Source organism: Ciceribacter azotifigens (genome assembly GCF_048159625.1).
GTDB classification, from domain to species: Bacteria; Pseudomonadota; Alphaproteobacteria; order Rhizobiales; family Rhizobiaceae; genus Allorhizobium; species Allorhizobium azotifigens.
The window spans coordinates 1-22,506 of record NZ_JBLQTA010000025.1; the positions used below are offsets into that span (position 1 = coordinate 1).

Annotated in this window: 18 protein-coding genes; 13 read left to right on the forward strand and 5 right to left on the reverse strand. The window is 57.3% G+C overall.

Annotation, left to right across the window (positions count from 1 at the left end; all coding sequences use genetic code 11):
• Positions 1-276: 276 nt before the first annotated feature.
• Together ACM6UT_RS22125 and ACM6UT_RS22130 are read left to right on the forward strand one after the other, a co-directional pair.
• Positions 277-612: a hypothetical protein gene (locus ACM6UT_RS22125; RefSeq protein ID WP_416799469.1), complete on the forward strand. Its 336-nt coding sequence runs from the start codon at positions 277-279 to the stop codon at positions 610-612.
• Complete coding sequence (locus ACM6UT_RS22130; protein ID WP_416799470.1) at positions 612-1,862, forward strand: type II toxin-antitoxin system HipA family toxin; 1,251 nt, start codon at positions 612-614, stop codon at positions 1,860-1,862. The genes ACM6UT_RS22125 and ACM6UT_RS22130 overlap by 1 nt, the downstream gene beginning before the upstream one ends.
• Before the next feature lie 324 nt (positions 1,863-2,186).
• Here ACM6UT_RS22130 and ACM6UT_RS22135 read toward each other — a convergent pair whose 3' ends face one another.
• The 3 genes from ACM6UT_RS22135 to ACM6UT_RS22145 form a co-directional block, all read right to left on the reverse strand.
• Complete coding sequence (locus ACM6UT_RS22135; RefSeq protein WP_416799471.1) at positions 2,187-2,408, reverse strand: DNA-binding protein; 222 nt, start codon at positions 2,406-2,408, stop codon at positions 2,187-2,189.
• A gap of 140 nt (positions 2,409-2,548) precedes the next feature.
• Positions 2,549-3,724, reverse strand: a complete 1,176-nt coding sequence (locus tag ACM6UT_RS22140; RefSeq protein ID WP_416799472.1) for a tyrosine-type recombinase/integrase — start codon at positions 3,722-3,724, stop codon at positions 2,549-2,551.
• Positions 3,725-4,080: 356 nt separating this feature from the next.
• The gene (locus tag ACM6UT_RS22145) at positions 4,081-6,015 is read right to left on the reverse strand and encodes a type IV secretory system conjugative DNA transfer family protein (protein WP_416799473.1); all 1,935 of its coding nucleotides are present in this window, start codon (positions 6,013-6,015) and stop codon (positions 4,081-4,083) included.
• Between the two features lie 417 nt (positions 6,016-6,432).
• Here ACM6UT_RS22145 and ACM6UT_RS22150 point away from each other — a divergent pair, with 417 nt between their 5' ends.
• From ACM6UT_RS22150 to ACM6UT_RS22195, 10 genes are all read left to right on the forward strand, one after another.
• A complete protein-coding gene (locus ACM6UT_RS22150) occupies positions 6,433-8,232 on the forward strand; it encodes a hypothetical protein (RefSeq protein ID WP_416799474.1) in 1,800 nt (599 codons plus the stop codon).
• 801 nt (positions 8,233-9,033) lie between these two features.
• Positions 9,034-9,555: a plasmid mobilization protein gene (locus ACM6UT_RS22155; RefSeq protein ID WP_416799475.1), complete on the forward strand. Its 522-nt coding sequence runs from the start codon at positions 9,034-9,036 to the stop codon at positions 9,553-9,555.
• Between the two features lie 5 nt (positions 9,556-9,560).
• Complete coding sequence (locus ACM6UT_RS22160; protein ID WP_416799476.1) at positions 9,561-11,222, forward strand: relaxase/mobilization nuclease domain-containing protein; 1,662 nt, start codon at positions 9,561-9,563, stop codon at positions 11,220-11,222.
• 86 nt (positions 11,223-11,308) lie between these two features.
• On the forward strand, positions 11,309-11,494 hold the full coding sequence (locus ACM6UT_RS22165) for a type II toxin-antitoxin system prevent-host-death family antitoxin (protein WP_416799477.1): 186 nt from the start codon (positions 11,309-11,311) through the stop codon (positions 11,492-11,494).
• Positions 11,495-11,508: 14 nt separating this feature from the next.
• On the forward strand, positions 11,509-13,065 hold the full coding sequence (locus tag ACM6UT_RS22170) for a class I SAM-dependent DNA methyltransferase (protein ID WP_416799478.1): 1,557 nt from the start codon (positions 11,509-11,511) through the stop codon (positions 13,063-13,065).
• The gene (locus ACM6UT_RS22175; RefSeq protein ID WP_416799479.1) at positions 13,062-14,333 is read left to right on the forward strand and encodes a restriction endonuclease subunit S; all 1,272 of its coding nucleotides are present in this window, start codon (positions 13,062-13,064) and stop codon (positions 14,331-14,333) included. Before ACM6UT_RS22170 ends, ACM6UT_RS22175 begins: the two co-directional genes overlap by 4 nt.
• Complete coding sequence (locus tag ACM6UT_RS22180; protein WP_416799480.1) at positions 14,330-14,779, forward strand: DUF6978 family protein; 450 nt, start codon at positions 14,330-14,332, stop codon at positions 14,777-14,779. The genes ACM6UT_RS22175 and ACM6UT_RS22180 overlap by 4 nt, the downstream gene beginning before the upstream one ends.
• The gene (locus tag ACM6UT_RS22185; RefSeq protein ID WP_416799481.1) at positions 14,776-15,540 is read left to right on the forward strand and encodes a DUF1829 domain-containing protein; all 765 of its coding nucleotides are present in this window, start codon (positions 14,776-14,778) and stop codon (positions 15,538-15,540) included. The genes ACM6UT_RS22180 and ACM6UT_RS22185 overlap by 4 nt, the downstream gene beginning before the upstream one ends.
• 167 nt (positions 15,541-15,707) lie before the next feature.
• The gene (locus ACM6UT_RS22190; protein WP_416799482.1) at positions 15,708-17,333 is read left to right on the forward strand and encodes a hypothetical protein; all 1,626 of its coding nucleotides are present in this window, start codon (positions 15,708-15,710) and stop codon (positions 17,331-17,333) included.
• The gene (locus ACM6UT_RS22195) at positions 17,333-20,473 is read left to right on the forward strand and encodes a type I restriction endonuclease subunit R (RefSeq protein WP_416799483.1); all 3,141 of its coding nucleotides are present in this window, start codon (positions 17,333-17,335) and stop codon (positions 20,471-20,473) included. Before ACM6UT_RS22190 ends, ACM6UT_RS22195 begins: the two co-directional genes overlap by 1 nt.
• A gap of 48 nt (positions 20,474-20,521) precedes the next feature.
• On the opposite strand, the gene ACM6UT_RS22200 is transcribed toward ACM6UT_RS22195, so the two are convergent.
• On the reverse strand, positions 20,522-20,743 hold the full coding sequence (locus tag ACM6UT_RS22200) for a helix-turn-helix domain-containing protein (protein ID WP_013651418.1): 222 nt from the start codon (positions 20,741-20,743) through the stop codon (positions 20,522-20,524).
• A gap of 48 nt (positions 20,744-20,791) precedes the next feature.
• Here ACM6UT_RS22200 and ACM6UT_RS22205 point away from each other — a divergent pair, with 48 nt between their 5' ends.
• Positions 20,792-21,079 carry a hypothetical protein gene (locus ACM6UT_RS22205; protein WP_416799484.1) on the forward strand — a complete coding sequence of 96 codons (288 nt, stop codon included), beginning with the start codon at positions 20,792-20,794 and terminating at the stop codon, positions 21,077-21,079.
• Between the two features lie 90 nt (positions 21,080-21,169).
• Here the strand turns inward: ACM6UT_RS22205 and ACM6UT_RS22210 are convergent, their stop codons facing one another.
• Positions 21,170-22,300 carry a site-specific integrase gene (locus ACM6UT_RS22210; RefSeq protein ID WP_416799485.1) on the reverse strand — a complete coding sequence of 377 codons (1,131 nt, stop codon included), beginning with the start codon at positions 22,298-22,300 and terminating at the stop codon, positions 21,170-21,172.
• Between the last annotated feature and the right edge of the window lie 206 nt (positions 22,301-22,506).

Here is a 22,506-nt window from a genome sequence, read left to right on the forward strand (position 1 = left end):
CGGGGTGGAGCAGCCCGGTAGCTCGTCAGGCTCATAACCTGAAGGTCGCAGGTTCAAATCCTGCCCCCGCAACCAAGCAACTGTCTGAAAAGACACGATATTACAGAAAGCCCCGATCCTCACGGACGGGGCTTTCTCGCGTTTAGGGACAAATTAGGGACAGTCAGGCACAATCTGGCTCAACGATTCCCAATAAATGATTAGGGCTTGCCATCCTTGAAATAATGTTCACTAACGCTTACGCTAAATAGGATAGTGTAAAACATGGTGAGCAGTATGAGCGCCAAACCCGAAGCCACATTGCCAATCCCGGTACGTCGTGCCCTCAAGAAGCTGGGTGCGGACATCCGTGATGCGCGCCGCCGCCGGAGAATCCCGACGACGATCATGGCCGAGCGCGCGCTCATCAGCCGCGTGACGCTCACCAAGGTCGAGAAGGGCGATCCCAGCGTCAGCCTGGGCATCTACGCCACGGTGCTCTTCGTCCTCGGCATGACCGAGCGTCTGGCCGAATTGGCCGACCCCAAGCATGACACCATCGGCCTCAGCCTCGAAGATGACCTGCTGCCGCAGCGCATCCGCAGCCCGAACAAGCCCAAGGGGACCGGCTGATGGACCGCGAGATTTTCGTCTATATAGACCTGCACAGTGAACCCATTCTCGTCGGTCGCCTGTGGTCGCGTGTGCGCAAGGGACGGGAAAGCGCGTCGTTTGAATACGACCCGACATGGCTTGCACACCCGGAGCGCTTTGCGCTGGAGCCCGCGTTGACGCTCGCGCCGGGGCCGTTCCACACGCCGCCGGAAAAGGCGCTCTTTGGCGCGATTGGTGATTCCGCCCCGGATCGTTGGGGGCGGGTGCTCATGCGCCGGGCAGAACGTCGCCGCGCCGAGCGGGAGAAACAGACACCGAGCACGCTGTTCGAGGCTGACTTTTTGTTGCTGGTGGACGACGTGGCACGCCAGGGGGCCTTGCGGTTCAAGGCCGAGCCGGATGGGCTTTTCCTTGCGCCGGAAGACGGCATGCGGATTCCGCCCCTGATAGAGTTGCCCCGTCTGCTGTCCGCCGCCGAGCGGGTTGCCAACGAGGAAGAAGATGACGAAGACCTGCGCCTCCTGATCGTGCCCGGGTCATCCCTGGGCGGAGCGCGGCCCAAGGCGTCCGTTCGCGACCATGACGGCCACCTGGCGCTGGCCAAGTTCCCGCACAAGCAGGATGACATCAACGTCGTCTTGTGGGAGGGGGTTGCCCTGTCTCTGGCCGAGAAGGCTGGGATTGGGGTGCCCGAATGGCGCATCGAGATGATAGGCGACAAGCCGGTCATCCTCATTCGCCGCTTCGACCGCGCCGGGGGGCAGCGCATCCCGTTCCTGTCCGCCATGAGCATGTTGGGCGCGAACGACAACGAACAACATTCCTATCTGGAGATCGCCGACGCCCTGCGGCAGTACGGGGCTGCGACCAAGGACGATCTGGCTCAGCTCTGGCGGCGGATCGTCTTCAGCGTGCTTATCTCCAACACCGACGACCACCTGCGGAATCACGGGTTCCTCTACGGCAGCCATGAAGGCTGGCGATTGTCGCCCGCCTACGATCTCAATCCCGTCCCCGTGGACATTCGCCCGCGTGTGCTCTCCACAGCCATCGACATGGACGACTCAACGGCCTCGATAGAGCTGGCGCTGGAGACGGCGGAATATTATGGCCTGAAACAGACAGACGCGAAGGCCATCGCCCAGCAGGTGGCACGTACCGTTGCCAACTGGCGTGGGGAGGCCGCGAAGCTGGGCATATCAGCGCGCGAGATCGAGCGCATGGCGTCCGCCTTCGAGCATGAGGACGCCAGAAAGGCGCTGACCTAGACGGTCTCAGCAGGTTCTGGCCTACTGACGCAGTGCGCCTCAAGCCAACGCTCGACGACGAGACCATCAATCAGCCGCCGACACCAGATTTTCAACCATCCGCAAGCTCACGCTCCAAGCTTTGCAGAATGTCTTTTTCGGCTATCTCCAGCATACCACCTACCTCTGTCAAAATAGTTTCAGTTATCTGATGCTAACTCAACAATAATTCTAAGCGGTTGATAGCGCTTGAGATTTCCGGTTGAAATAAGAGCGGAAAGCTCTGCCGGACGGCCAGCCGCATGTAAAACCGACACGCACCCAGCCACGGCCAGTAGGATCAGCCTACGCAGATTCGGGTGTAAAGCTGGCCGCGCGGTGCGCCTCTAGCCAGTGCTCGAATGCCGCGCGGTCAATCAGCACCCGTCCGCCAATGCGGATGATGCAGACATTGAACCCATTGGTATCCGCATTGAAAATCCACCAGCGGATCATGGGTTCGGTAAAAGCGGGGTAGGCGGCCGCGAGTTGCTTCACGGTCATCAGGTTTTCGAGTGCAACAGTCATTCATGATGGTCCTCAAAAGGTTTTGTCTGAATATGTCTGTTGTTGGGATGACGAATCCTGAAAGCACCCTGTCAACCTCCACAGGATGAAATCGGGGTGTAGAATCCCCATCTTTATGTGCTGCTAAATCGTTGGATAGTTCAGCGCTGTTTCTTCTCGGCCGTCCGCGCTGCCCCTTGTTCCGAAGGTGGCGCGTTGTCGTTGGCCGGGGGAGAAAAGATCGCCCGGTTCATGCGCTCGACCACGCCCATGGTGTGCTGCTCGCTCATATGCGCGTAGCGCTTGACCATTTGCAGGGTCTTGTGGCCGAGGACTTCGGCAATTTCGGCCAGTGTCGCACCGTTCATCGCCAGGTAACTCGCTGCCGTGTGGCGGAGGTCGTGGAAACGGAAGTCCTCGATACCGGCTTCGGTCAGCGCCTTGTTCCAGTCGTTTTCGATGAAGACGGGCTTCTTGCCATCCGGGCGCGGGAACACCAGTTCGGTATCCTCCCGGCGATTGGCGTGCAGGTCCTGCATGAGGTCGAACGCGAGGCCCGTTAGAGGGAGGGCGCGGCGTTCCCGGTTCTTGGTTTCGATCAGGCGAATGACACGCCGCTCCAAATCGACCTGGGACCAGGTGAGGGAGCGGATTTCGTTATTGCGCGCGCCGGTGCTGAGGGCGAGGACGACAATCGGATACAGCAGGGGATTGGCACTGTCACGGCAGGCATCGAGCAGGGCAGAGCGTTCAGTGTCGGACAGGAAGCGGACCCGGCCCATCGGTTCGCGCGGCCGCCGCACCTTTTTGACCGGGTTGTGATCCGCCCATTCCCATTCGTTGACGGCGGTGGTGTAGACGACGGAAAGGCTGGCCAGATACCTCACGACCGTTGCGGGTGACTTGGACCTGCGCACATTGCCCTCCGCATCCACATAAGGTTTGCCCTTTGAATCGACGGCCGGGCTCCGGAGCAGACGGTCGCGCATTTCGACGATTCTGGGGGCGGAGACCTCGGTCAGGAGTTCGGCACCCAATTGCTCTTTCCACCAACGGAGGTGGCAAAGGATTGCATTGCGGGCTAGGCGTCGGTTATGGCGGACGGGAACCACGTCGCGGATGTAGCGGTCGATCATATCGCCAAAGGTGCGGTATCGGCTGTCCCCGTCTTTGGAGTGCCGACCTTCCTCCATCTGCACTTCAACCTGTTTGGCCCATTTCTGGGCATCTGTCTTACGGGTAAAGGTCGCCGTCCGGGTAGGGTATCCTTTGACACGAACGACCGCTTTATACTGAATCGTCCCGTCCTTTTTCTTTCGTTCCGAAATCCACGACACTGCTGAAATCCACACGTACTTTATTTATGGTATTGTGAATTTATACAGTAAAAGCAATGTCATCGGGTCAGAAATTTGGTGCAAATTTAGTGCAACGACTGTCAAAAAAGAGCGATTTTTAACATAAATATTTGCAAATTGCGACAAAATAAACTATTGATATTTATATAATTAAATAATTATTGTATACAAATTATACCCCTTTTGCAGGACTTAAAATCCTTCCAGTGTGGGTTCAAATCCCACCACACCCACCACTTTTTGAGTGAAAAACCAAAATTGGTGCAAATTTAGTGCAACGGGTTTCCGCCATTTTTGATTTGGTGCATCGGCTGCAATTCCATTCTCTCCCGACCTCAATCATCAAAACTCGGTGGCTTTGGCGTGCTTGAAGCGGGTGCCTTCGGGGGTTCACGCTTTGCCCGCATCCGGGCCTGAAGGGCAGCAAGCTCGGCCTGATACTCCGGATCATCGGCCAGATCGGCGTCCCGTTCTTTTAGAGGGGCGCTTTCTGTCTCCGGCTCCGGCGGTTCATCCGCCTCGGGTGCGGGTATTTCCGGCCTTGGTGCGCGCATGACCTCTTCGCCGAATATGCGTTTCTGTTTGGCGATCCATTCCTGAAGGTTCGGATTGCGAAAGGCCGGTTCCCCGAGCTTGGAGCGGATCGTATGGCCGTCCATGAAGATGACGGCATCGCCCCGGAACTCCTGTCCCATGAGTTTTTGCGGGGAGGCCACCCAATCCTCGCCGCCCCAGATGTCCTTCCGCCGCCCGAGGCGCATGGCGATGTCCGTCGCGGTGCTCAGGTCATTCGGCCGGAAGAAGATCTGGGCGCGGCAGTTGGCGAGCAGGCTTTCCCATTTCGGATAGACCTCTTTGAGTTGCGCCATGTCCTGGGTGAACAGCCACAGGCGCACGCGGTAGCTGCGCGTAATCGCCACCGCTTCCTCGACGATGCGCATGTAGCCAAGCTGCGGCAGCTCATCGAGGTAGAACATGATCGGGAAGTCCGGGAAGCTCTCCGGCAAGTCCTCATCGAGCTTGTTGTTTTTGTCGATGTCCGCCCGCCACTTGATCGCTTCGGCCAAATGCTGGCCCAGCATGACACGGAGGACGGAGCGGTAGGCGCTCATCCTGTCCGGCGGCACGATAAGATACACCGACGCCTGCATGCCGCGTTCGACGCGGCCGGGGCCGACTTCCATATGGCCGGGCAGGCGACCCTGCATCGCCGCCAGGGTGACGTTCATATTGTCCCGAACCAAAATCTCCTCGACCGTCCAGCCGGGCGTGGTGGCGGACGTGACCGCCACAATCTCTTCCGCGCGCCATGCCTCCAGTTGGGTGCGCAGCGTCGTGGCAATGGACGCCTGAAGGTTCTCGGATTGGGATTCCAGCACGTTGCCCAACTCGCGCAGGCGCTCATCATCCGCGCCTTTGAGGGTGGCGACCATCGCCTCGGTATCGGCCTTGCTGCCCGCCAGCAGGCGGCAGACCTCGCGCATGTTGCGCCGGTGGGCCGGACGCGCCTGAATGACGAAGAAGATCAGGCCGGTCAGCAAATCCTTGGCGGCATTGTCCCAGAAGGGTTCCTTGCTCTGCGGTACGATCAGCAGATCCGCCAGCAGGCGGGCATCGTCCCAGCTCTTCACCGCGTCGAGCGGGTTGTAGCAGTCGGAGTCCTCGTCGCCCGGTGCCCATTTATAGACCTGGCCGTAGAGGTTCCGCCGCCACGCGGTCAGCGCGTAGTTCTCGCCCTTGGGGTCCAGCACCACCACCGGCCCCTCGAAATCCAGCAGGGTGGGGATGACGTAGTGCTGGCCCTTGCCCGCGCCGGTCGGCGCGACGGTCAGCAGGTGGCCCTGACCGTGAAAGACGATATCGGCAGTGGCCTCCATGCCGTCCAGCGGCAGATTGCCGATGACCACCGCATCCATCGGCACGGTCTTGCTGTTGGGGATGAGGATACCGGCATCGCTCAGGCTCTCGAAGTCTGCCCACGCCAGATGTTGCCCCGCGTGTTTGACGCGCTCCTGCTGTTCGGAGCTCATGTCCTTGAGGACGAAGCGGATGGTTTTACGTACCGCCTCCAACTCGCCCTTTTGCAGGTTGACGTAAATCTCGTCCTTGAAGACCTTGTCCACGTCCGGGTCGTGGTTGATCAGCAGGAACGCCTCGCGCCACATCGGGTCGAGCGACCGGAGGAACGCCGCGCGGGTCTCGTCCGCCGCCGAACGTGGTTTTGGGGCGTCGCTCTTCCTGCCGCTGCCGAACCATTTTCCGAAGACCATGCGACCTCCTACACGACCCCTCGCAGCTTGTTCTTCCGTTGATTTGTAACCCTGATTTTCGCGCTTGCCCACGGCTTTACCGCGCACTGACAGGGGCGGAGTGTGTGTAAGTCGTCGTGTTACGGCTTCACTGCTCCCCATCTGCCAATGGGACTTCCTGCACTTGCGCCCCAGACCAAGCTGCCTATATCACCAAGTCGCCGTTTAGGTGAGCTCTCTTCAACCTGATTGGTCCCAAATTGAGGGCTCCGATACCCTTCCTTGCACTGCGCTTGTCGGTCTTTCCGTACACTCGCGGCGAAGACCCTGTTGGCCAAATATTCAGCTATGAAATAATAAACACGCACGTAAAATGTAGTATGGCTGACGATAGCAACCACCGCATGGTGTCGCCTGAACGCGTGGAAGAGATTTCATATGGATGTGTTGAGTAAAGAATGGTTTGAGTTGCAGGATCACAGGCGCAGGATGTTTTCCCGAGCCGTTTGGATTCCAGTATACGGCACAGTGCTGCCTTTAGAGCGCGGGCGATACCCTGATATTGGGCATGTCGAAGAAACGCTCGCCGTTGGGTCGGCCGTTATCTTCAACAACAAACGTGAAAAGGCAGAAAAATTAGATTGGCACTACTGGACGCTCGATAACTCGACCCCATACGTGGGAGACGACGGTCAGTTTTTTGAGGCCGAGTCTTTCTACGACCACCCGGACGAGCGCCTAGGGTTAAGGCTTGTCCTAACGCATTATCTCAACTCCGCCCACCCACGGCAGGTTTTTATCAATCAAGATTTCGTTCTGGCCTACGGCTTGATCGAAGAAGGCGACTATTGGCTGCGCCCCAATGAAGGGTATGAGCAAGTGGTCAGATTAAAACGTAGAGACGACGGAACCATTACATTTGTAGAAATACGGTCGGAATACCTGAAGGATTATTTGGCTGCACGAAATGCCGCGCTTCGCCTCTACTACTATCGTCAACGTCGAGCTATAATACCGAACGATCCAAAGTTTGAATGGCCAAAAGACTTTTCGCTCGTTTCCAAGCCGAACGACCGCCTCGAAGTTCGGTGCAACGAAATAGATGCATCAGGTGATTCTCCCGGAACGACGTGGGCAATGTTCAAAGCTTGGAGAACTGATGTTGACCCAGAGGAAGAAGTCCCAGATTTCTCTGGCAATGACGATGAAGCCACGGAAACGGAAAGCACTACAGGCGTTCGAGGTGATGAGGGCGGCCGCTTTCTTGTTGCAGGCGAGATGTGGCGCGGCGAGTGGATCGAGCCTGCCGCGAAGTCTTGCCGAATTGGTTATGAAGAACCTGATGAAGCTCTTATGGTCCAGATTGACGGCGGGGGAGGAAGAGTTGACCTGAAGACACTAAATTATGAGGAAGTTGGGAAATATCTTTGGTTCAAACCGGAGGTAGTAAATGACCTATTGTCGCGTCGTGGGGCAAGTATGAATTGGTATACCCACGACACGGGCGGTATTTCCCCATCCCCCGATTGGCTGCTGCACTTTGGCGTCAATAAACTTGGCCTTATCAACGCCTATGCCTATGACGTCGCTCGTCGACCACTTTGGGAGCGACGCATTTGGGCTGCACACAATTGTCGGCCAGATGGTGGTGTTTCTGAGGAGCTCCTGCAGGTACAAATGGCTTGCAATCCTGCAAACACCAAATCGCCAGAATTCTTGATCCACAACGCTATCTCTTGGCTAGCCCACGTCTTTCAAGAGAAGTTTGCTGCCGAGCTACTGAGAAATCACCATGAGATCGAAGTGTTGGAAGGGAGGATTCACCGTTTCCGTGCGATAGACGAGAATGGGCTTCGATCGCTAGCGAAAGATGTGGTGAAGGCAACAATAGAGAGAATTAATAAGAATAGCCTGTTAATCGCGCTCGGAGAAAGCGGGTCCGATAAGGGGACGCTAAAACTTCTTCAGTCATTGCTAGCTAAATACACCGACGAAACCTACGCATATAGTAGAATGTCTCCACTTTTTGGCGTCTACGACCTGCGCGCTGCCGACGCCCACTTGTCGAGTTCGGACGTTGAGGAATGTTATGTAAGAATCGGGGTGGACCGATCAGCACCACTTGTTCAACAGGCCGTACAGTTGATTGCGAACGTGGCAAAGGCCTTTGGTGTGACTGGCGGTGATCTGAAGCGACACGCGCCCGATCCTTCTCATCGGGCCGGAGTTGATTCTTGATCGCGCCTTGGAGCGATACCCTCTTCTGTCAGCTTATGCCGACCCCGCCGGGCTTGCCCAAGGTCGCCGTCCGGTCTGCCCGCTCCGTTCGCTGCGCTCCCGTGTTGACCGGATGCCCCCTGGCGGGTCGGCTCTCTTGTCGCCCGCCGGATGTCGGCGCGCCGCCAGTTGGAACTGGATCGCCTGCGCTCACTCGATGACGTGTCGTCGCTCGCCGCTGGGCAGAGGGTAGCGCGCGAGAAGAGGCGCGACGGGGCCGCCTTTGCCGACTGGGTGAGTTCCCTGCGGGAGTGTTTATGCGTGGCGGCGGCGCGCGGGCTGGCGGCTGTCAGGAAAAAGCCGGTTCCGGCGGCGGCTGTTTTGTATCCACTTGCGGATGCTTGTCGGTTGTTGACACTTGTCGGTGGGTGCTGGCGGCAGTAATCTGTATGAGTTGCGGGGCGTTTTGGCGTCCGAAAGGTCAGCGTATATCAAGCATTTCTCTGGACTGTGGCGGCATAAGCCGTAAAGGTAAGCCGTGTGCCACGGGAGGGAGGCAAGATATATGTTGTACTACGAAAACCCCCATGACATCAGCCCCCGCTGGGGGCCTCTCCGCGCCCTTGCAGGGCACTCCGTGTCGGGGGTTTCTCCGTCCAACATGCCCCCTTCGGCTGCTACGCCCGCCCCCGTGTGGGGACGTGCGGCGGCTACGGCGCGCTCCCTGTTCGCGGGATCGCTCCGGCCGCTTGACGCAGGTCTCAGGGGGAAGGGGGCATTCGCCTCCGTTGGAGGCTCAAGCCGGGAAGGGGTGCAGTAGCCATGGCGCGGCCCGCCCTGCCACCGGACAAACGCCTGAGCGTGGTGGTGCAGGTGCGCATGACGCCGGGCGACCGGGAGCGGCTGGCTGCACAGGCCAAAGCCGCCGGGGTGAGCATCAGCGACTATCTGCGGGAGACCGCCAAGGGTAACCGACCGCGCGCCAAAGCCCGGCGGGAGCGCGTCCGGACCGACATCAGTCTGGAACTCACCCGCATCGCCACCAACCTCCGCCAGTTGGAAACTGCGACCGGCGACGAGACCTACGGCCAGTGGGCGCATTACGTTGGCGGGCAGTTGCTCGACCGCCTTCTCGACCGGCCGCACCTTGTGCGGATGCTGGAGGACAGCAAAGAGCTGCTCAACAGCGCCGGGGTGGTCGTCAACAGCGTGGCCCGCCGCGCCAACATGGGGAAGGACATCGACCCCGCTGAACGGGACGAGATGCTCGCCATCCTGAAAACGGCAACCGAGGCCCTGCACGAAGCCGCCAGGGACAAACCGGGGCGGAGCGAGCGGGAGTAGGCCGGATGCGGTTCAAGATTCCCAGCCGCCAGCCGACCAGCTTCAAGGCGTCCGCCCTGTACCTTGCCGGGCGCAGCCACGGCCACAAGCCCGACCGCGTGGCGTGGATGGAAAGCCGCAACCTGGAGACGGATGATCCGGGCAAAGCGGCCATCCGCATGGATGCCACTGCCGCCGCCAGTACGCGGTGCAAACAGCCGCAGTATCACTTCATCATCAGCTTCGACCCCAACGATGCCAAGGCCGGGAAGGTCAACGACCAGGTGATGCGGGAGATTGCAGGCCAGACCATCGAGCGCATGGGGCTGGCCGAGCACCAGGTGCTCATCTATGCCCACCGCGACACAAAGCATCCTCACATGCACTTTCTGGTCAACCGCGTGCATCCGCTGACCGGGCGGGCGTGGGTCAAGACCAATGACGGCCCGCGTCTGGCGTCGCTGTGCCGAGAGGTTGCTTTGGAGTGCGGCCTCAACGTCGCGCGTGACCGTGCCGCCGAACGGGAGAAGGAACGCACGCGCTCCATAACCGATGGTGACTATCGCCGGAGCCAGCGGGAGGAAGCCCGCCAGCTTGTGCCCCTCAACGCTATCGGCGTGCAGGACGTGAAAGACCGCCTGCGCCTCGACCTGCTGGAGGCGACCAGTTGGGACAATCTCTCCGACCGGCTAGCGGGCAAGGGCTACCATATGGTGCGCAAGGGGCAGGGGCTGGTCATCACGGACGGGCGCGGCTACGCCAAATTATCGGACATGGGTCGGGCGGTGCGGTTCAAGGAACTGGAGGATCGTTTCGGCGAGCGTTACGACCTCTGGATGGCGGACCGCCTCAGCCGCGACGAGTTGCAGGAAGGGCTCAAGGGGCCGAAGGTGCATGACGGTATGCCGCCGGAAGAGCGGGAACGCGGCAAACGCCTGCACGAGGCTGACCAGTTAAAGGCCGAACGTGCCCGCGACCCCATCGAGCACGCCGACAGCGCCGATCAGGAATACCTGTACTGGAGCGCTATGCAGGAGAGCTACCGCGCCGCCCAGCGCCGCATCGCCAGCGAAGAGTGTCGGAAGAAGCGGCTTGAGGCCGACCTGGAGCGCCAGCGGCATTGGGAGAACGTGCGCTTCCGCAGTTTCATGGAGGCGCTGACCGCCACCTATAAAGATGTCACCAAAGCCCGTGCGACGTGGCTTCAGTTGGAAATCGACCACGGTTTCCAGAAGGCGGCCGACATGGTGAAGAAGGACGCCACGCTGCTTGGCGATATGCGCGGCGTTGACATTCTGGGCGGTAAATCCCCCGCGCGGGCGGCGGCAGAAAAGGCATTCCGCAAGGCGATGGACCGACGCGCGAAATGGCTGGAATCACGCGAGCGTGTCGGTGTGGCCATGAGCCGGATAGAGTTACATCGCCGCCAACTCGACCGGGCCGTGCGCGACTATGAGATGCTCCAGCATACGGGCGGCAGCTACGAGCGGGTGCGGGAGATCGTGCTGGAGAAGGTGAAATCCCGCGCCCGTGCGCTCGACCGCCTGAACGGGGAGATGATCCGCACCGCCCGCCTGAGCGACGAACGCCGGGAGCAGCTTGAACGCGCCTGGCGCAAACACCAGGAACGCAAGCGGGAACTGGAGCGCAAACGCGCCCTTGAGCGGGGCTTGGGGCTTGGGCTTTAGATGAGTATTCCGGCGAGGCAATTTTCGGTACACGCGGAGGGCGAACTTGTCTATTATGGCTACATTGTCCACTTCAGGCTGATGCCATGAAAACCATGTCCGCCAAGGAGGCGAAGAACGCCTTCGGGCTACTCATCGACACCGCCCGCGCCGAGCCGGTGATGATCGAGAAGCACGGGAGGGGCGTGGTCGTGGTGGTGGCAGTGGAGGAATACGAGAAATTGACCGGCAAGTTGGCTCCGACTGAGTCTACCGCCGAAGACAAGCAATAGAGCGAGGAAGGCTGATGGCACGGGGGCGTCCCAAGAAGGAGCAAGCCAACGGTACCAAGAATAATGGTGCCAGCTTGGGTTTTGAAGCGGAGCTGTTCAAAGCCGCTGACAAGCTGCGCGGCAACATGGAGCCGTCCGACTATAAGCACGTCGCCCTTGGCCTGATCTTCCTCAAGCACATCTCCGACAGCTTTGAGGCCAAGCGTGCGGAGCTTTTGGCTGATTACCCAGACGGTGCGGAAGACCCTGACGAATATCGGGCTGAAAACGTGTTCTGGGTGCCGAAGGAAGCTCGCTGGTCCCATCTTCAGGCGAATGCAAAGCAGACTGGCATTGGCAAGCTGATTGACGAGGCCATGCTGGCCATCGAGAAGGTCAACTCATCGCTTAAGGGCGTGCTACCCAAGGACTATGCCCGCCCAGCGCTCAACGCTGTCATGCTGGGCGAGTTGATCGACCTGATTTCTGGCATTGCGCTCGGTGAGGGCAAGGATAAATCACGCGATGTACTGGGCCGCGTCTATGAGTATTTCCTTGGCCAGTTTGCCGGAAGCGAAGGCAAGCGCGGCGGCGAGTTTTATACGCCACGCTCTGTCGTTCGGGTAATGGTCGAGATGCTGGAACCTTACAAGGGCCGCGTCTATGACCCGTGCTGCGGCTCAGGCGGTATGTTCGTTCAGTCCGAGAAGTTTGTTGAGGCTCACGGCGGACGCATCGGCGACATCGCCATTTATGGGCAGGAATCCAATTACACGACGTGGCGTCTGTGCAAGATGAACCTCGCAGTTCGGGGTATCGACGCCGACATCAGGTGGAACAACGAAGGCTCCTTCCACAAGGACGAACTGCCGGACCTCCGGGCTGACTTCATTCTAGCCAACCCGCCGTTCAACATCTCCGACTGGGGTGGTGAGCGTATCCGCGAGGACGCGCGCTGGAAGTACGGTATCCCGCCCGCAGGCAATGCCAACTTTGCCTGGCTCCAGCATATCCTGCACCACTTGTCTCCAACCGGGTCAGCCGGCGTTGTGTTGGCCAACGGATCAATGTCGTCCAACCAGTCGGGTGAGGGGGAAATCCGCAAGGCAATGATTGAAGGCGACGTAGTGGACTGTATGATCGCCCTACCGGGGCAGCTCTTCTATTCCGTCCAGATTCCTGCGTGCCTGTGGTTCCTTTCACGGAATAAGGGCAATGGGCGTTTCCGCAACCGCAAGGGCGAGGTGTTGTTCATTGATGCCCGAAAGCTTGGCTACATGGTGGACCGCACGCGACGCGAGTTTGCGGATGAGGATGTTGCCAAGATAGCAGAAACTTACCATCGCTGGCGCGAGGGCCGGGACTATGAGGACGTCCCAGGTTTTTGCAAGTCCGCCAGCATCGAAGAAATCCGTTCGCATGGACATGTTCTGACGCCGGGTCGATATGTTGGGGCCGAGACAGCCGAGGGTGACGGCATGCCCTTTGCCGAGCGGTTCGAGGAACTGCAAGCCACGCTCAACGCGCAGTTCTCAAAAGGCGAAGAGCTAGCAGAAACGATCCGCGAAAAACTTTCTGGGGTCTTGGCGTGAAGTTAAAGGATGTCCTGAGCTTCAACCCGCCGACGCGATTGCCACGCGGCGTGGAACTCCCGTTTATAGATATGGCTGCACTGCCAACAGCCGACCGAACGATCTCCGGTTTCGTATTGCGCGAGAGTAGCGGTTCGGGAAGTAAGTTTCAAAATGGCGACACCCTGCTTGCTCGGATCACACCGTGCCTTGAAAATGGAAAAGGCGGACTGGTCCGGCACTTGCCTGGAGATGGAGTCGGGCATGGCTCTACTGAGTTCATCGTTATGCGTCCTTCCCGAAAAACCGATGAAGACTTTATCTATTATATTTCACGGCTTCCAGAGTTCCGAGCGTTTGCCATCCAGCAAATGACCGGCACATCTGGTCGACAGAGGGTTGCTTGGCAGTCTCTTCAGGATTTCGAGATTGTCGATCTTTCTCCGAGCGCACGTCAGGGCATTGGCGCTGCTCTAGGTGCACTAGACGACAAAATCGAACTGAACCGGCAGACAAACGAGACGCTGGAGGCCATGGCACAGGCGCTGTTCCGTGACTGGTTTGTCGATTTCGGCCCCACCTGCGCCAAGATGGAAGGCCGTGAGCCTTACCTCGCCCCCGACCTTTGGGCTCTATTCCCTGATCGCCTTGACGAAGAAACCGGCCTGCCGGAGGGGTGGAGGCTTGGGACAGTCTCCGATTTGATAGAGTTCAACCCTACTGAATCTCTGAAGAAGGGAACGATTACACCTTACATCGACATGGCGTCACTTCCGACGTCAGGATCGGTGACTGAGCCTCCAATCCTACGTGAGTTTGGTTCCGGCATGAAGTTCAGGGATGGCGACGCGCTTTTAGCAAGAATTACGCCGTGCCTAGAGAATGGAAAGGCTGCCTATATCCAAGGCTTGGGTGACGGCGTTGTTGCGTGGGGGTCAACAGAGTTCATCGTTATGCGTGCTCGGCCTCCGGTTCCGGCCCCCGTCAGCTACCTGTTGGCCCGAGAGAATGACTTCCGTGGGCACGCCATTCGTAGCATGACCGGAACATCTGGCCGACAACGGGCGCAAGCCGACATGATTTCAGCTTATGCGGCGGCATTGCCAGGCGCGCCCGCCTTGTGGAACCGGCTCGGAGTGAGCATCGAACCGCTATTCGACCGTATTGCCGCCAATGCTCATGAGTCCCGAACCCTCGCTCAGACTCGCGACCTGCTGCTGCCAAAGCTCATGTCTGGCGAAATCCGTCTCCGCGACGCGGAAAAGGTAGTTGAGGAGGCGGTGGCATGACCGAACTGATTATTTCGCAGGAGGAGGCAAATCGCCTCATTGCTTTGAAAAAGAGAGCAGAGAACGGCGATACCTATACATTTCCCGATTTAGGTGGATCGGTAAACATCCCGATTATTTCAAACGACTATAAGGAGAACTTCTTTTTAGATGTTGCGCGTGGACGCATTAACCTTGTGAAGGGAACAAACCAGATTCGATCGCATCAAGTTGTTGTTTTACTACGCCTAGACTTTAATGGTCCGCCGCACAGAAATCCTGATGGTGAGGAAATACCGTGCCCGCATATCCATATTTATAAAGAAGGATTTGGTGACAAATGGGCATATCCAGCTCCGGCAGATATTTTTGCCAATATTAATGATGGATTTCAGACACTTTACGATTTTATGAAGTACTGCAATATAGAGTATTTTCCTAACATAAGGAGAGGGCTTTTCACATGATAGATGAAGTGAGCGCTCTCATTGACAACTATAGAAAGTGGCTCAAGGACAAAACTGATATCAAGTTGGTAGGTGACGCCGCTGAGATCACGACGCCTTTCCTAGATAGGCACAATGATTGTATTCAGATATACGCACGCAAGGAAAATGATGGATATGTCTTGTCGGACGGCGGATACATCATTGATGATTTGGCCATGTCTGGATGTGCTTTAGATACTCAAAAGCGCCAAGAGCTATTAAAGATCACATTAGCAGGGTTTGGAATTACGAATGAACGTGGGGAGCTAAAAGTTCGTGCGACGGCAGAGAATTTTGCATTAAGAAAACACAATCTCATTCAAGCAATGCTTGCCGTGAACGACTTATTTTATCTCGCGAAGCCGTTCGTTGCATCAATATTCCTTGAGGATGTGGCTGCGTGGCTGGAAGAGAATGACATTCGCTATGTCCCCAACATTAAATTTACTGGGAAGTCAGGCTTTGATCATATGTTTGATTTTGCCATTCCCAAAACACGGACTGCTCCTGAGCGTTTGCTGCGGGCGATAAACAATCCAACAAAGGATGCGGCTCAATCCCTCGCATTTTCATGGTTAGATACAAAAGATGTCCGACCTCAGGACTCAAAAGCTTTTGCTGTTTTGAATGATAGGGACCGGGCAGTTTCTTCAGCGGTGGAGGAAGCGCTTCGACAATATGAAGTGGCACCAATTCTTTGGAGTAAGCGCAACGAAAGTCTGGGCGTGCTTATTAATTAATAAGATGGGGTAGGGGCATCAAGTTGTCCGTTTTGCTGAATGGCGTGTTGACGAACCCGTGCGTTATCCACCTTCGGGAGTGTATGAGCGTTTGCTAGCGGGTCAGCGCAAGAAAGAAGGTGCCAATGAGGGCTTAGTTTGAAAATGAATGAAGGATGGGGGGGAGAATGACTAAAGCAACCATGGCGGAGATGTTGGGGCCTTTTGCGGCGCGTTATCCTCGCGTCGTCCGTGAGCACGAAATCCTGCGTATTGTAGCTGATCTCCCTTCGGATGATGTTGAGACGAGCGCCGAAACGGCGCGCAAAGAAATTCTTGCCTGGGCGCAGAACAGAAGTGGCGGGAGGCTGCCACCGCAGGCGTGGAACCATGAGGAGTTCGAACATTTCTCTGGGGGACGGAACAGTCGGGGCGTCCGGTTCCTGACAAGCGACGCCGATATCTGGGCTATCCGGGCTGATGATCCCGACAAGAACGTTGCGGGCCGGGTTTGGACAACAGAGGTAACGGTCTGGAGTTCAGGCGCGACCAGTTGCAAGTTTAGTGCTCGCCTCCTCGTCAGTACGGACGAGGACAATTTCTCCATTGAGCCGGCGAGCCCTGGCTACGTCCAACAGTTGGTAGATAAATGTGGCTTATCCGTTGATTCGGTCCCGTTATCTGCCGCACCATCAATCATTCGATCAAAAGAAGATGCTGAAGCGCTTGTGGACCTGCTGGAGAGCCCGGTGCGTCGGTTGCCCGTAATCGTTCTGTCTGTTCCGCCGAATGCCATAAATCCCGAACAGCCGCTGATCGACCCTGTTGAGATGGCGCGTGCTGTCATTGGGCTTGCGTATGTATTTGTGCTTCCGGCAGACTATACGTGGTATCTGACGGATCGTGTCGGCAAGCCTCTATCGGTATTCCTTGGCGCAGTTCGGACTTTTCTGCCGGGTTTCGCAACAGATGCCAACCCGTATGACCACAAGTTGATCTTGGCTGAAAGCCTTGCTCAACCTGAAGGTATCCAGGCATGCAAGAGGCAACTGCGCAGATCGGCTGCAGATTACAGCGTTCGGAATGTTCAGCTTGGGAAAGACATCATCCCTTTCCCTTCGCTCAGGAACCTGAGCATTGAGCTTCAGCAAGCCGAACTCGTTAGCAGTGGGGCGAGTGAAGGCGCTCAGCTTGAGGCTGCGAAAAAGCGAATTGACGCGCTTAACGATGAATTGCATCAGAAGGGCGAGTTTGAGAAGTACGTCCTTGCAGAGCAGGCGGCGGCAGAGGAGCGCGCAAAAGATGCAGAACGCCGCCAACATGCGTCCGTGCTTCAGGTACAGCACCTCCTCGCCAAGCTGAAAGAGCGTGGGGAAAGTGTCGATGACAATGCCAGCCTGCCAAAATCTTGGGAGGAGCTGGGCGACTGGTGTGATCGAGAGCTGGCGGGGCGTCTGGTATTGACGCCATCGGCTCGGCGAAGCGTTAAATCTCCTGAATACGAAGATGTTGAAGAGGCTGCGAAGTGCCTCGTTTGGCTCGCTACGGAATGCCGGGATCGGAGGATTGAAGGCGGGGATGGTACGGTTCGCGAAGCGGTAGTCACGGACGGAATCCGGAATGCGCACTGTGGGGATGATACATATGAAACGAAGTGGCAAGGCCAGACCTTCAGCGTAGATTGGCATATCAAAAATGGCGGTAACACCCGCGACCCGAGGCGTTGCCTGAGGATTTATTATTTTTGGGAGCCTGCTTCCAATCAGATTGTCGTCGCGGATATGCCCGCCCACCGTCGCACGGGGGCGACCTAATGGCAGCATTTACAGAGAACCACGTCGAAGAAGCTGCGCTGGGGATATTTGGTGTACTTGGTTATAGCGTCGCGTTTGGGCCAGTGGTGTCCCCAGACGGTGCAACGCCAGAGCGGGAGGCTTACTCAGATGTTTATCTGGCGAAGCGGTTGCGCGATGCCGTTGATCGGCTGAACCCGCATATTCCGCCGGAGGCAAGAGCGGACGCCCTCAAGAAGCTGGTTGCAGCGGAAAGCCCATCCCTGGTGGAGGAGAACCGCCGTTTGCACGCGGCGATTTCTGAGGGAATCGGGGTTGAGTTTCACAGCCAAGACGGCGACATCCGTGGCGATACGGTGCGGCTCATCGACTTCGATAATCCGGACAACAATGATTGGTTGGTCATCAACCAATTCACGGTGATAGAGAACGGCTACAATCGTCGACCGGATGTGGTGGTATTTGTAAACGGTCTTCCGCTTGCGGTGCTGGAACTGAAAAACCCCGGCACCGAAACTGCTACCCTTTCTTCGGCATTCAATCAACTTCAGACCTATAAAAGTCAGATTCCTTCTTTGTTTCGCACCAATGCGGTGCTGATCACGTCCGATGGGCTTTGGGCGCGGATCGGCTCGCTGACGGCAGACGAAGAGCGGTTCATGCCGTGGCGAACCACGGATGGGCAGGATGTGGCGCCAAAGGGTAGCCCGGAAATGTCCGTTCTTATCGAAGGCGTCTTCGAGAAGCGGCGCTTTCTCGATCTAATTCGGGACTTTGTGGTCTTTGGCGATACCGGCAGAGGCATCATCAAGATTCTTGCTGGGTATCACCAGTTTCACGCGGTCCGTCATGCCGTCACCAGTACCGTTTTGGCAACCAAGCCGGATGGCGACAGGCGGGCTGGCGTCATTTGGCACACCCAGGGTTCGGGTAAGAGCCTGCTGATGGCTTTCTATGCGGGCCAACTCGTTCGCCGCGCCGAGTTAGAAAATCCGACCATCGTCGTCATTACCGACCGGAACGATCTCGACGATCAGCTCTTCCGCACCTTTTCCATGTGCCGCGACCTCATTCGGCAAATGCCTGTGCAGGCAGATAGCCGAGAAGACCTGCAAAGACATCTGAACCGAGCCGCAGGCGGCGTGATTTTCACGACTATTCAAAAATTTGCCCCAGCGAAGGGCGAGAACAGTTATCCCGTCCTCACCAGCCGCAGAAATGTCATTGTCATTGCCGACGAGGCACACCGTAGTCAGTATGGTTTCAAGGCACGGGTTGAGCGTAAGACCGGTGAAATTGCTTACGGTTTTGCGAAGTATCTACGCGATGCTCTTCCCAATGCCTCGTTCATTGGCTTTACCGGCACGCCAATTGAGAAGGACGATATCAACACCCCTGCGGTATTCGGAAATTACGTCGATATTTACGATATCAGCCGTGCAGTTGAGGATGGCGCGACGGTCCCGATCTACTACGAAAGCAGGCTCGCCCGCATCGAGTTGTCGGAAGATGAAAAGCCCAGGATCGATGCCGAGATAGAGGAACTGACCGAAGACGAGGCCAGTTCCGAACAGGAGCGGATAAAACGAAAGTGGTCCACCGTTGAGGCGCTGGTCGGTGCAGAGAAGCGCCTCAAACTGATTGCCGCCGATTTGGTGAAGCACTTCGAGGAACGTGTCGAGGTCATGGACGGCAAGGCAATGGTTGTCTGCATGAGCCGCCGTATATGCGTTGCCTTATATGACGAAATCGTCGCTCTTCGTCCCCATTGGCATGCAGAAGATGACAAGGAAGGGCTGGTTAAGGTCGTCATGACGGGTTCTGCGTCAGACCCGCAAGCCTGGCAGCCGCATATCGGAACTAAGGCACGGCGTGATCTCTTGGCAAAACGTGCGAAGGATGAGAATGACTCTCTCAAGCTGGTTATCGTGCGGGACATGTGGCTGACTGGGTTCGACGCGCCCTCGATGCACACGATGTACATCGACAAGCCGATGCGCGGCCACGGCCTGATGCAGGCCATCGCGCGGGTGAACCGCGTGTTCCGGGACAAACCTGCCGGGTTGGTCGTCGATTACATCGGCATCGGGCAGAATCTGCAAAACGCCCTTGGGCAGTATTCGGATTCTGACCGCAGGCAGGCAGGTATCGACAAAGAGGTAGCCGTTGCCGTCATGCTGGAGAAGTATGATGTGGTGAAGTCGATGTTCCATGGCTTCGATTACATTCGAGGGCTGACAGGTACTCCTCAGGAAAGGCTGAAGGTATTGGCCGAAGCCTTGGAGTGGATTCTTGACCAGCAGCACAAAGCCGCCGCGAAGGAAACGACGGACGAAGCCAGGAAACGAGTACATCGGCGATATCAGGATGCGGTGCTCGCGCTTTCCAAGGCACATGCACTTGCGGCAGGGAGCGACGAGGCCCGCGCTCTGATAGAGGAACTGGCTATCTTCCAGACCATCCGTGCTGCATTGGTGAAGTCTTCCGACTCGGCCGGGATGACTAAGCAGGAGCGTGACTTTGCCATTCAGCAGATTATAAACCGTGCCGTGATATCTACGGAAATCATCGACATCCTAGGCGCAGCGGGTATTACGACGCCGGATATTTCAATCCTATCGGACGAGTTTCTGGCGGAAGTCAAACAGATGGAGCAAAAGAATCTGGCGCTCGAAGCGTTGAAGAAGTTGCTCAGTGACGAGATAAAATCGCGCAGCCTGTCGAATGTCACGGAAACTAAGCGCTTTTCCGAGCGGCTTGAACTGGCGATAGCGCGTTACCACACCAATGCCATCAGCACTGTTGAGGTTCTTCAAGAACTCATCAACTTGGCGAAGGACATCCGGGAATCTCGAAAGCGGGGTGACGAGGACGGGCTGTCCCAAGATGAGGTAGCCTTCTACGACGCCCTCGCTGAGAATCATAGCGCGGTAGACATTATCGGCAATGACCATTTGAAGGTCATCGCTCATGAATTGCTGACCAGCCTGAAATCGAACATCACCGTTGACTGGGCGCATCTTGAAAGCGCTCGGGCGCGGATGCGTGTTCTGGTAAAACGCATTCTGCGGAAACACGGCTATCCACCTGACTTGCAAGATGCGGCAGTTCAGACAGTACTGCAACAAGCCGAAGCCTTATCGGCTTCATGGTCATCATGAAAGAAGCCCCGCCTTGCGGCGAGGCTTCGGTCGAGGAGAGGGGCCGTGTCAGGCCGCGGGCTTCAACGGCTTCGGAGCCATGCGTTGGCTCTCCAGCCACTTGTTGAATTCGGCGCGGTCGATGTAGACCCGGCCACCGATCTTCAGCAGCGCGGGTTTCAGTCCATTCGTCTCCGCATGGAATATCCACCAGCGCAGCGTGGCTTCCGTGATGAACGGCGCTTCCGCCGCTACCTGCTTCACGGTCGCCAGGTCCCTGTAGTCAACCATGGTAACCTCATGGTCTCGGGGCCTCAAAACGAGCAGGAAGCCTTATCTATGCCGCGTTTGGTGGCCGGACGTCAACCGAAGGAAGGTCATCCGGGCCGCTCAGTTCTGTTTTCGGAGAAATTCATTGCAGGCTTTTGCCATATCCTCGCCAATATCCTTGCAGACGAGGCCATCCAGCGTATTCATGCAGTGAGCCATGCATTCCCGAGAGTCGACCACCCGATTTCCGCCTCTCTCGACATAGAAACCACCGACGGAGGTGAGGGCGCAGGCAGATTGTGTGGTTGCAGAAAGAAGAAGAATGAGTTGGCGCATTACTTAACGATTTCCATTTAGTTACAAATTAATAAAAATGGACCACATTATAACAACCAAGAATTGTTTTGAAATAACCAACGCGTGTATTTTCTTGAAAATATTTCGTCTCTATTCGGGCTGTTGGAAAATGTCCTCACCCAGGCTTTCCACCAGCCCTTTGACGTGGCTTTCCGACAGGTGCGCATAGCGGCGCACCATCTGGAGCGTCCGGTGGCCCAGGACTTCCGCGATTTCCACGAGGCTTGCGCCCTTCATGGCAAGGTAGCTGGCCGTCGAGTGACGGAGGTCGTGGAAGCGAAAGTCCTCCAGCTCGGCCTTGTCGCGGGCGTTCTCCCAGGCCGTGCGGATGTCGATGGGCTGGAGGCCGTCAGCACGCGGGAACAGCCAGCGCGTTTTCGGCGGGTCGGGTAGCTCATCGTAAAGCGCTTCTGCCTTGGCAACCTGTTCGGTCAGCAGCTCCCGAAGGTGGCGGGCGAGGGGCGCGGCGCGGGTGTCGCCGTTTTTGGTATCCCGGAAGATGGCCGAGCTACGCTTCAGGTCCACATCGGCCAGCGTCAGGCCGAGGATTTCGCCTTTCCGCGCGCCGGTTGAGAGAGCAAAGACGACCACGGTAAAAAGCTGGTCATTGTCGCTGGCCTTGCAGGCATCGAGTAGGGCGGTGCGCTCTTCATCGCTCAGGAACCGGGTGCGTTCGTTGCGAATGTTGGTGATGGGGTTGACGCCTTCCATCAGGTTTTGCGTCGTCCAGCCCCAGGCTTTCGCGTTCTTCAGCAGCACGGCTAGCATGTCGCGGTAGAGCTTCTGGGTTTTCCGGCTCTTGGGCTTTGGCGGCGCTTCACCCTCTTTCAGTTTACGGCGCGTGTCGCCCGCCGTGGCGAGCTTGGCCACTTCCGCCGAAATCAGGTCCGGCGTGAGGTAGGAGAGGGCATACTGGCCCAGCGCCGCATCCCAGTGCTTCAGATAGCTTTCCGCTGCCCGTTGGGAGCTTTCCGCCTTGTGCGGCAGTACCTCTTCACGATATCGGGTAATCACATCGGCGAGGGTTTTGCCCTTGGCCTTGGTGACGACGTTCGTCACCTCGCCACGGCGAATGGCAGCTTCGGTCTGTTGCGCCCAGAGCTTGGCGTCGGTCAGCCGGGTGAAGGTTTTCTGCTTCTCGGGCAGCCCTTGGATGCGCACGCGCACCCGATAGTAGGTATCGCCGTTCGCGGTCTGCTTCCGCTTCTCGATAGTGGCCATGAGCGCCTCGCGGGCCAGGGACGGTAGGGACAATATAGGGACACTTGATAGCAAATCTACTCCCGAATTGCCAACATCCCCCAACAAGTACGGCCAGCCAAGTATATGAAAAATATGGTGTCTTTTATGGAGGTTTGTTGAGGACTATGGGGTTCCCCGAAGCTCATAACCTGAAGGCCGCAGGTTCAAATCCTGCCCCCGCAACC

Coding starts and splice junctions, on each gene's coding strand:
- ACM6UT_RS22125 (WP_416799469.1), top strand. CDS start 277: ATGAGCGCCAAACCCGAAGCCACATTGCCAATCCCGGTACGTCGTGCC.
- ACM6UT_RS22135 (WP_416799471.1), bottom strand. CDS start 2,408: ATGACTGTTGCACTCGAAAACCTGATGACCGTGAAGCAACTCGCGGCC.
- ACM6UT_RS22210 (WP_416799485.1), bottom strand. CDS start 22,300: ATGGCCACTATCGAGAAGCGGAAGCAGACCGCGAACGGCGATACCTAC.
- ACM6UT_RS22130 (WP_416799470.1), top strand. CDS start 612: ATGGACCGCGAGATTTTCGTCTATATAGACCTGCACAGTGAACCCATT.
- ACM6UT_RS22145 (WP_416799473.1), bottom strand. CDS start 6,015: ATGGTCTTCGGAAAATGGTTCGGCAGCGGCAGGAAGAGCGACGCCCCA.
- ACM6UT_RS22180 (WP_416799480.1), top strand. CDS start 14,330: ATGACCGAACTGATTATTTCGCAGGAGGAGGCAAATCGCCTCATTGCT.
- ACM6UT_RS22170 (WP_416799478.1), top strand. CDS start 11,509: ATGGCACGGGGGCGTCCCAAGAAGGAGCAAGCCAACGGTACCAAGAAT.
- ACM6UT_RS22165 (WP_416799477.1), top strand. CDS start 11,309: ATGAAAACCATGTCCGCCAAGGAGGCGAAGAACGCCTTCGGGCTACTC.
- ACM6UT_RS22150 (WP_416799474.1), top strand. CDS start 6,433: ATGGATGTGTTGAGTAAAGAATGGTTTGAGTTGCAGGATCACAGGCGC.
- ACM6UT_RS22195 (WP_416799483.1), top strand. CDS start 17,333: ATGGCAGCATTTACAGAGAACCACGTCGAAGAAGCTGCGCTGGGGATA.
- ACM6UT_RS22155 (WP_416799475.1), top strand. CDS start 9,034: ATGGCGCGGCCCGCCCTGCCACCGGACAAACGCCTGAGCGTGGTGGTG.
- ACM6UT_RS22205 (WP_416799484.1), top strand. CDS start 20,792: ATGCCGCGTTTGGTGGCCGGACGTCAACCGAAGGAAGGTCATCCGGGC.
- ACM6UT_RS22190 (WP_416799482.1), top strand. CDS start 15,708: ATGACTAAAGCAACCATGGCGGAGATGTTGGGGCCTTTTGCGGCGCGT.
- ACM6UT_RS22185 (WP_416799481.1), top strand. CDS start 14,776: ATGATAGATGAAGTGAGCGCTCTCATTGACAACTATAGAAAGTGGCTC.
- ACM6UT_RS22160 (WP_416799476.1), top strand. CDS start 9,561: ATGCGGTTCAAGATTCCCAGCCGCCAGCCGACCAGCTTCAAGGCGTCC.
- ACM6UT_RS22200 (WP_013651418.1), bottom strand. CDS start 20,743: ATGGTTGACTACAGGGACCTGGCGACCGTGAAGCAGGTAGCGGCGGAA.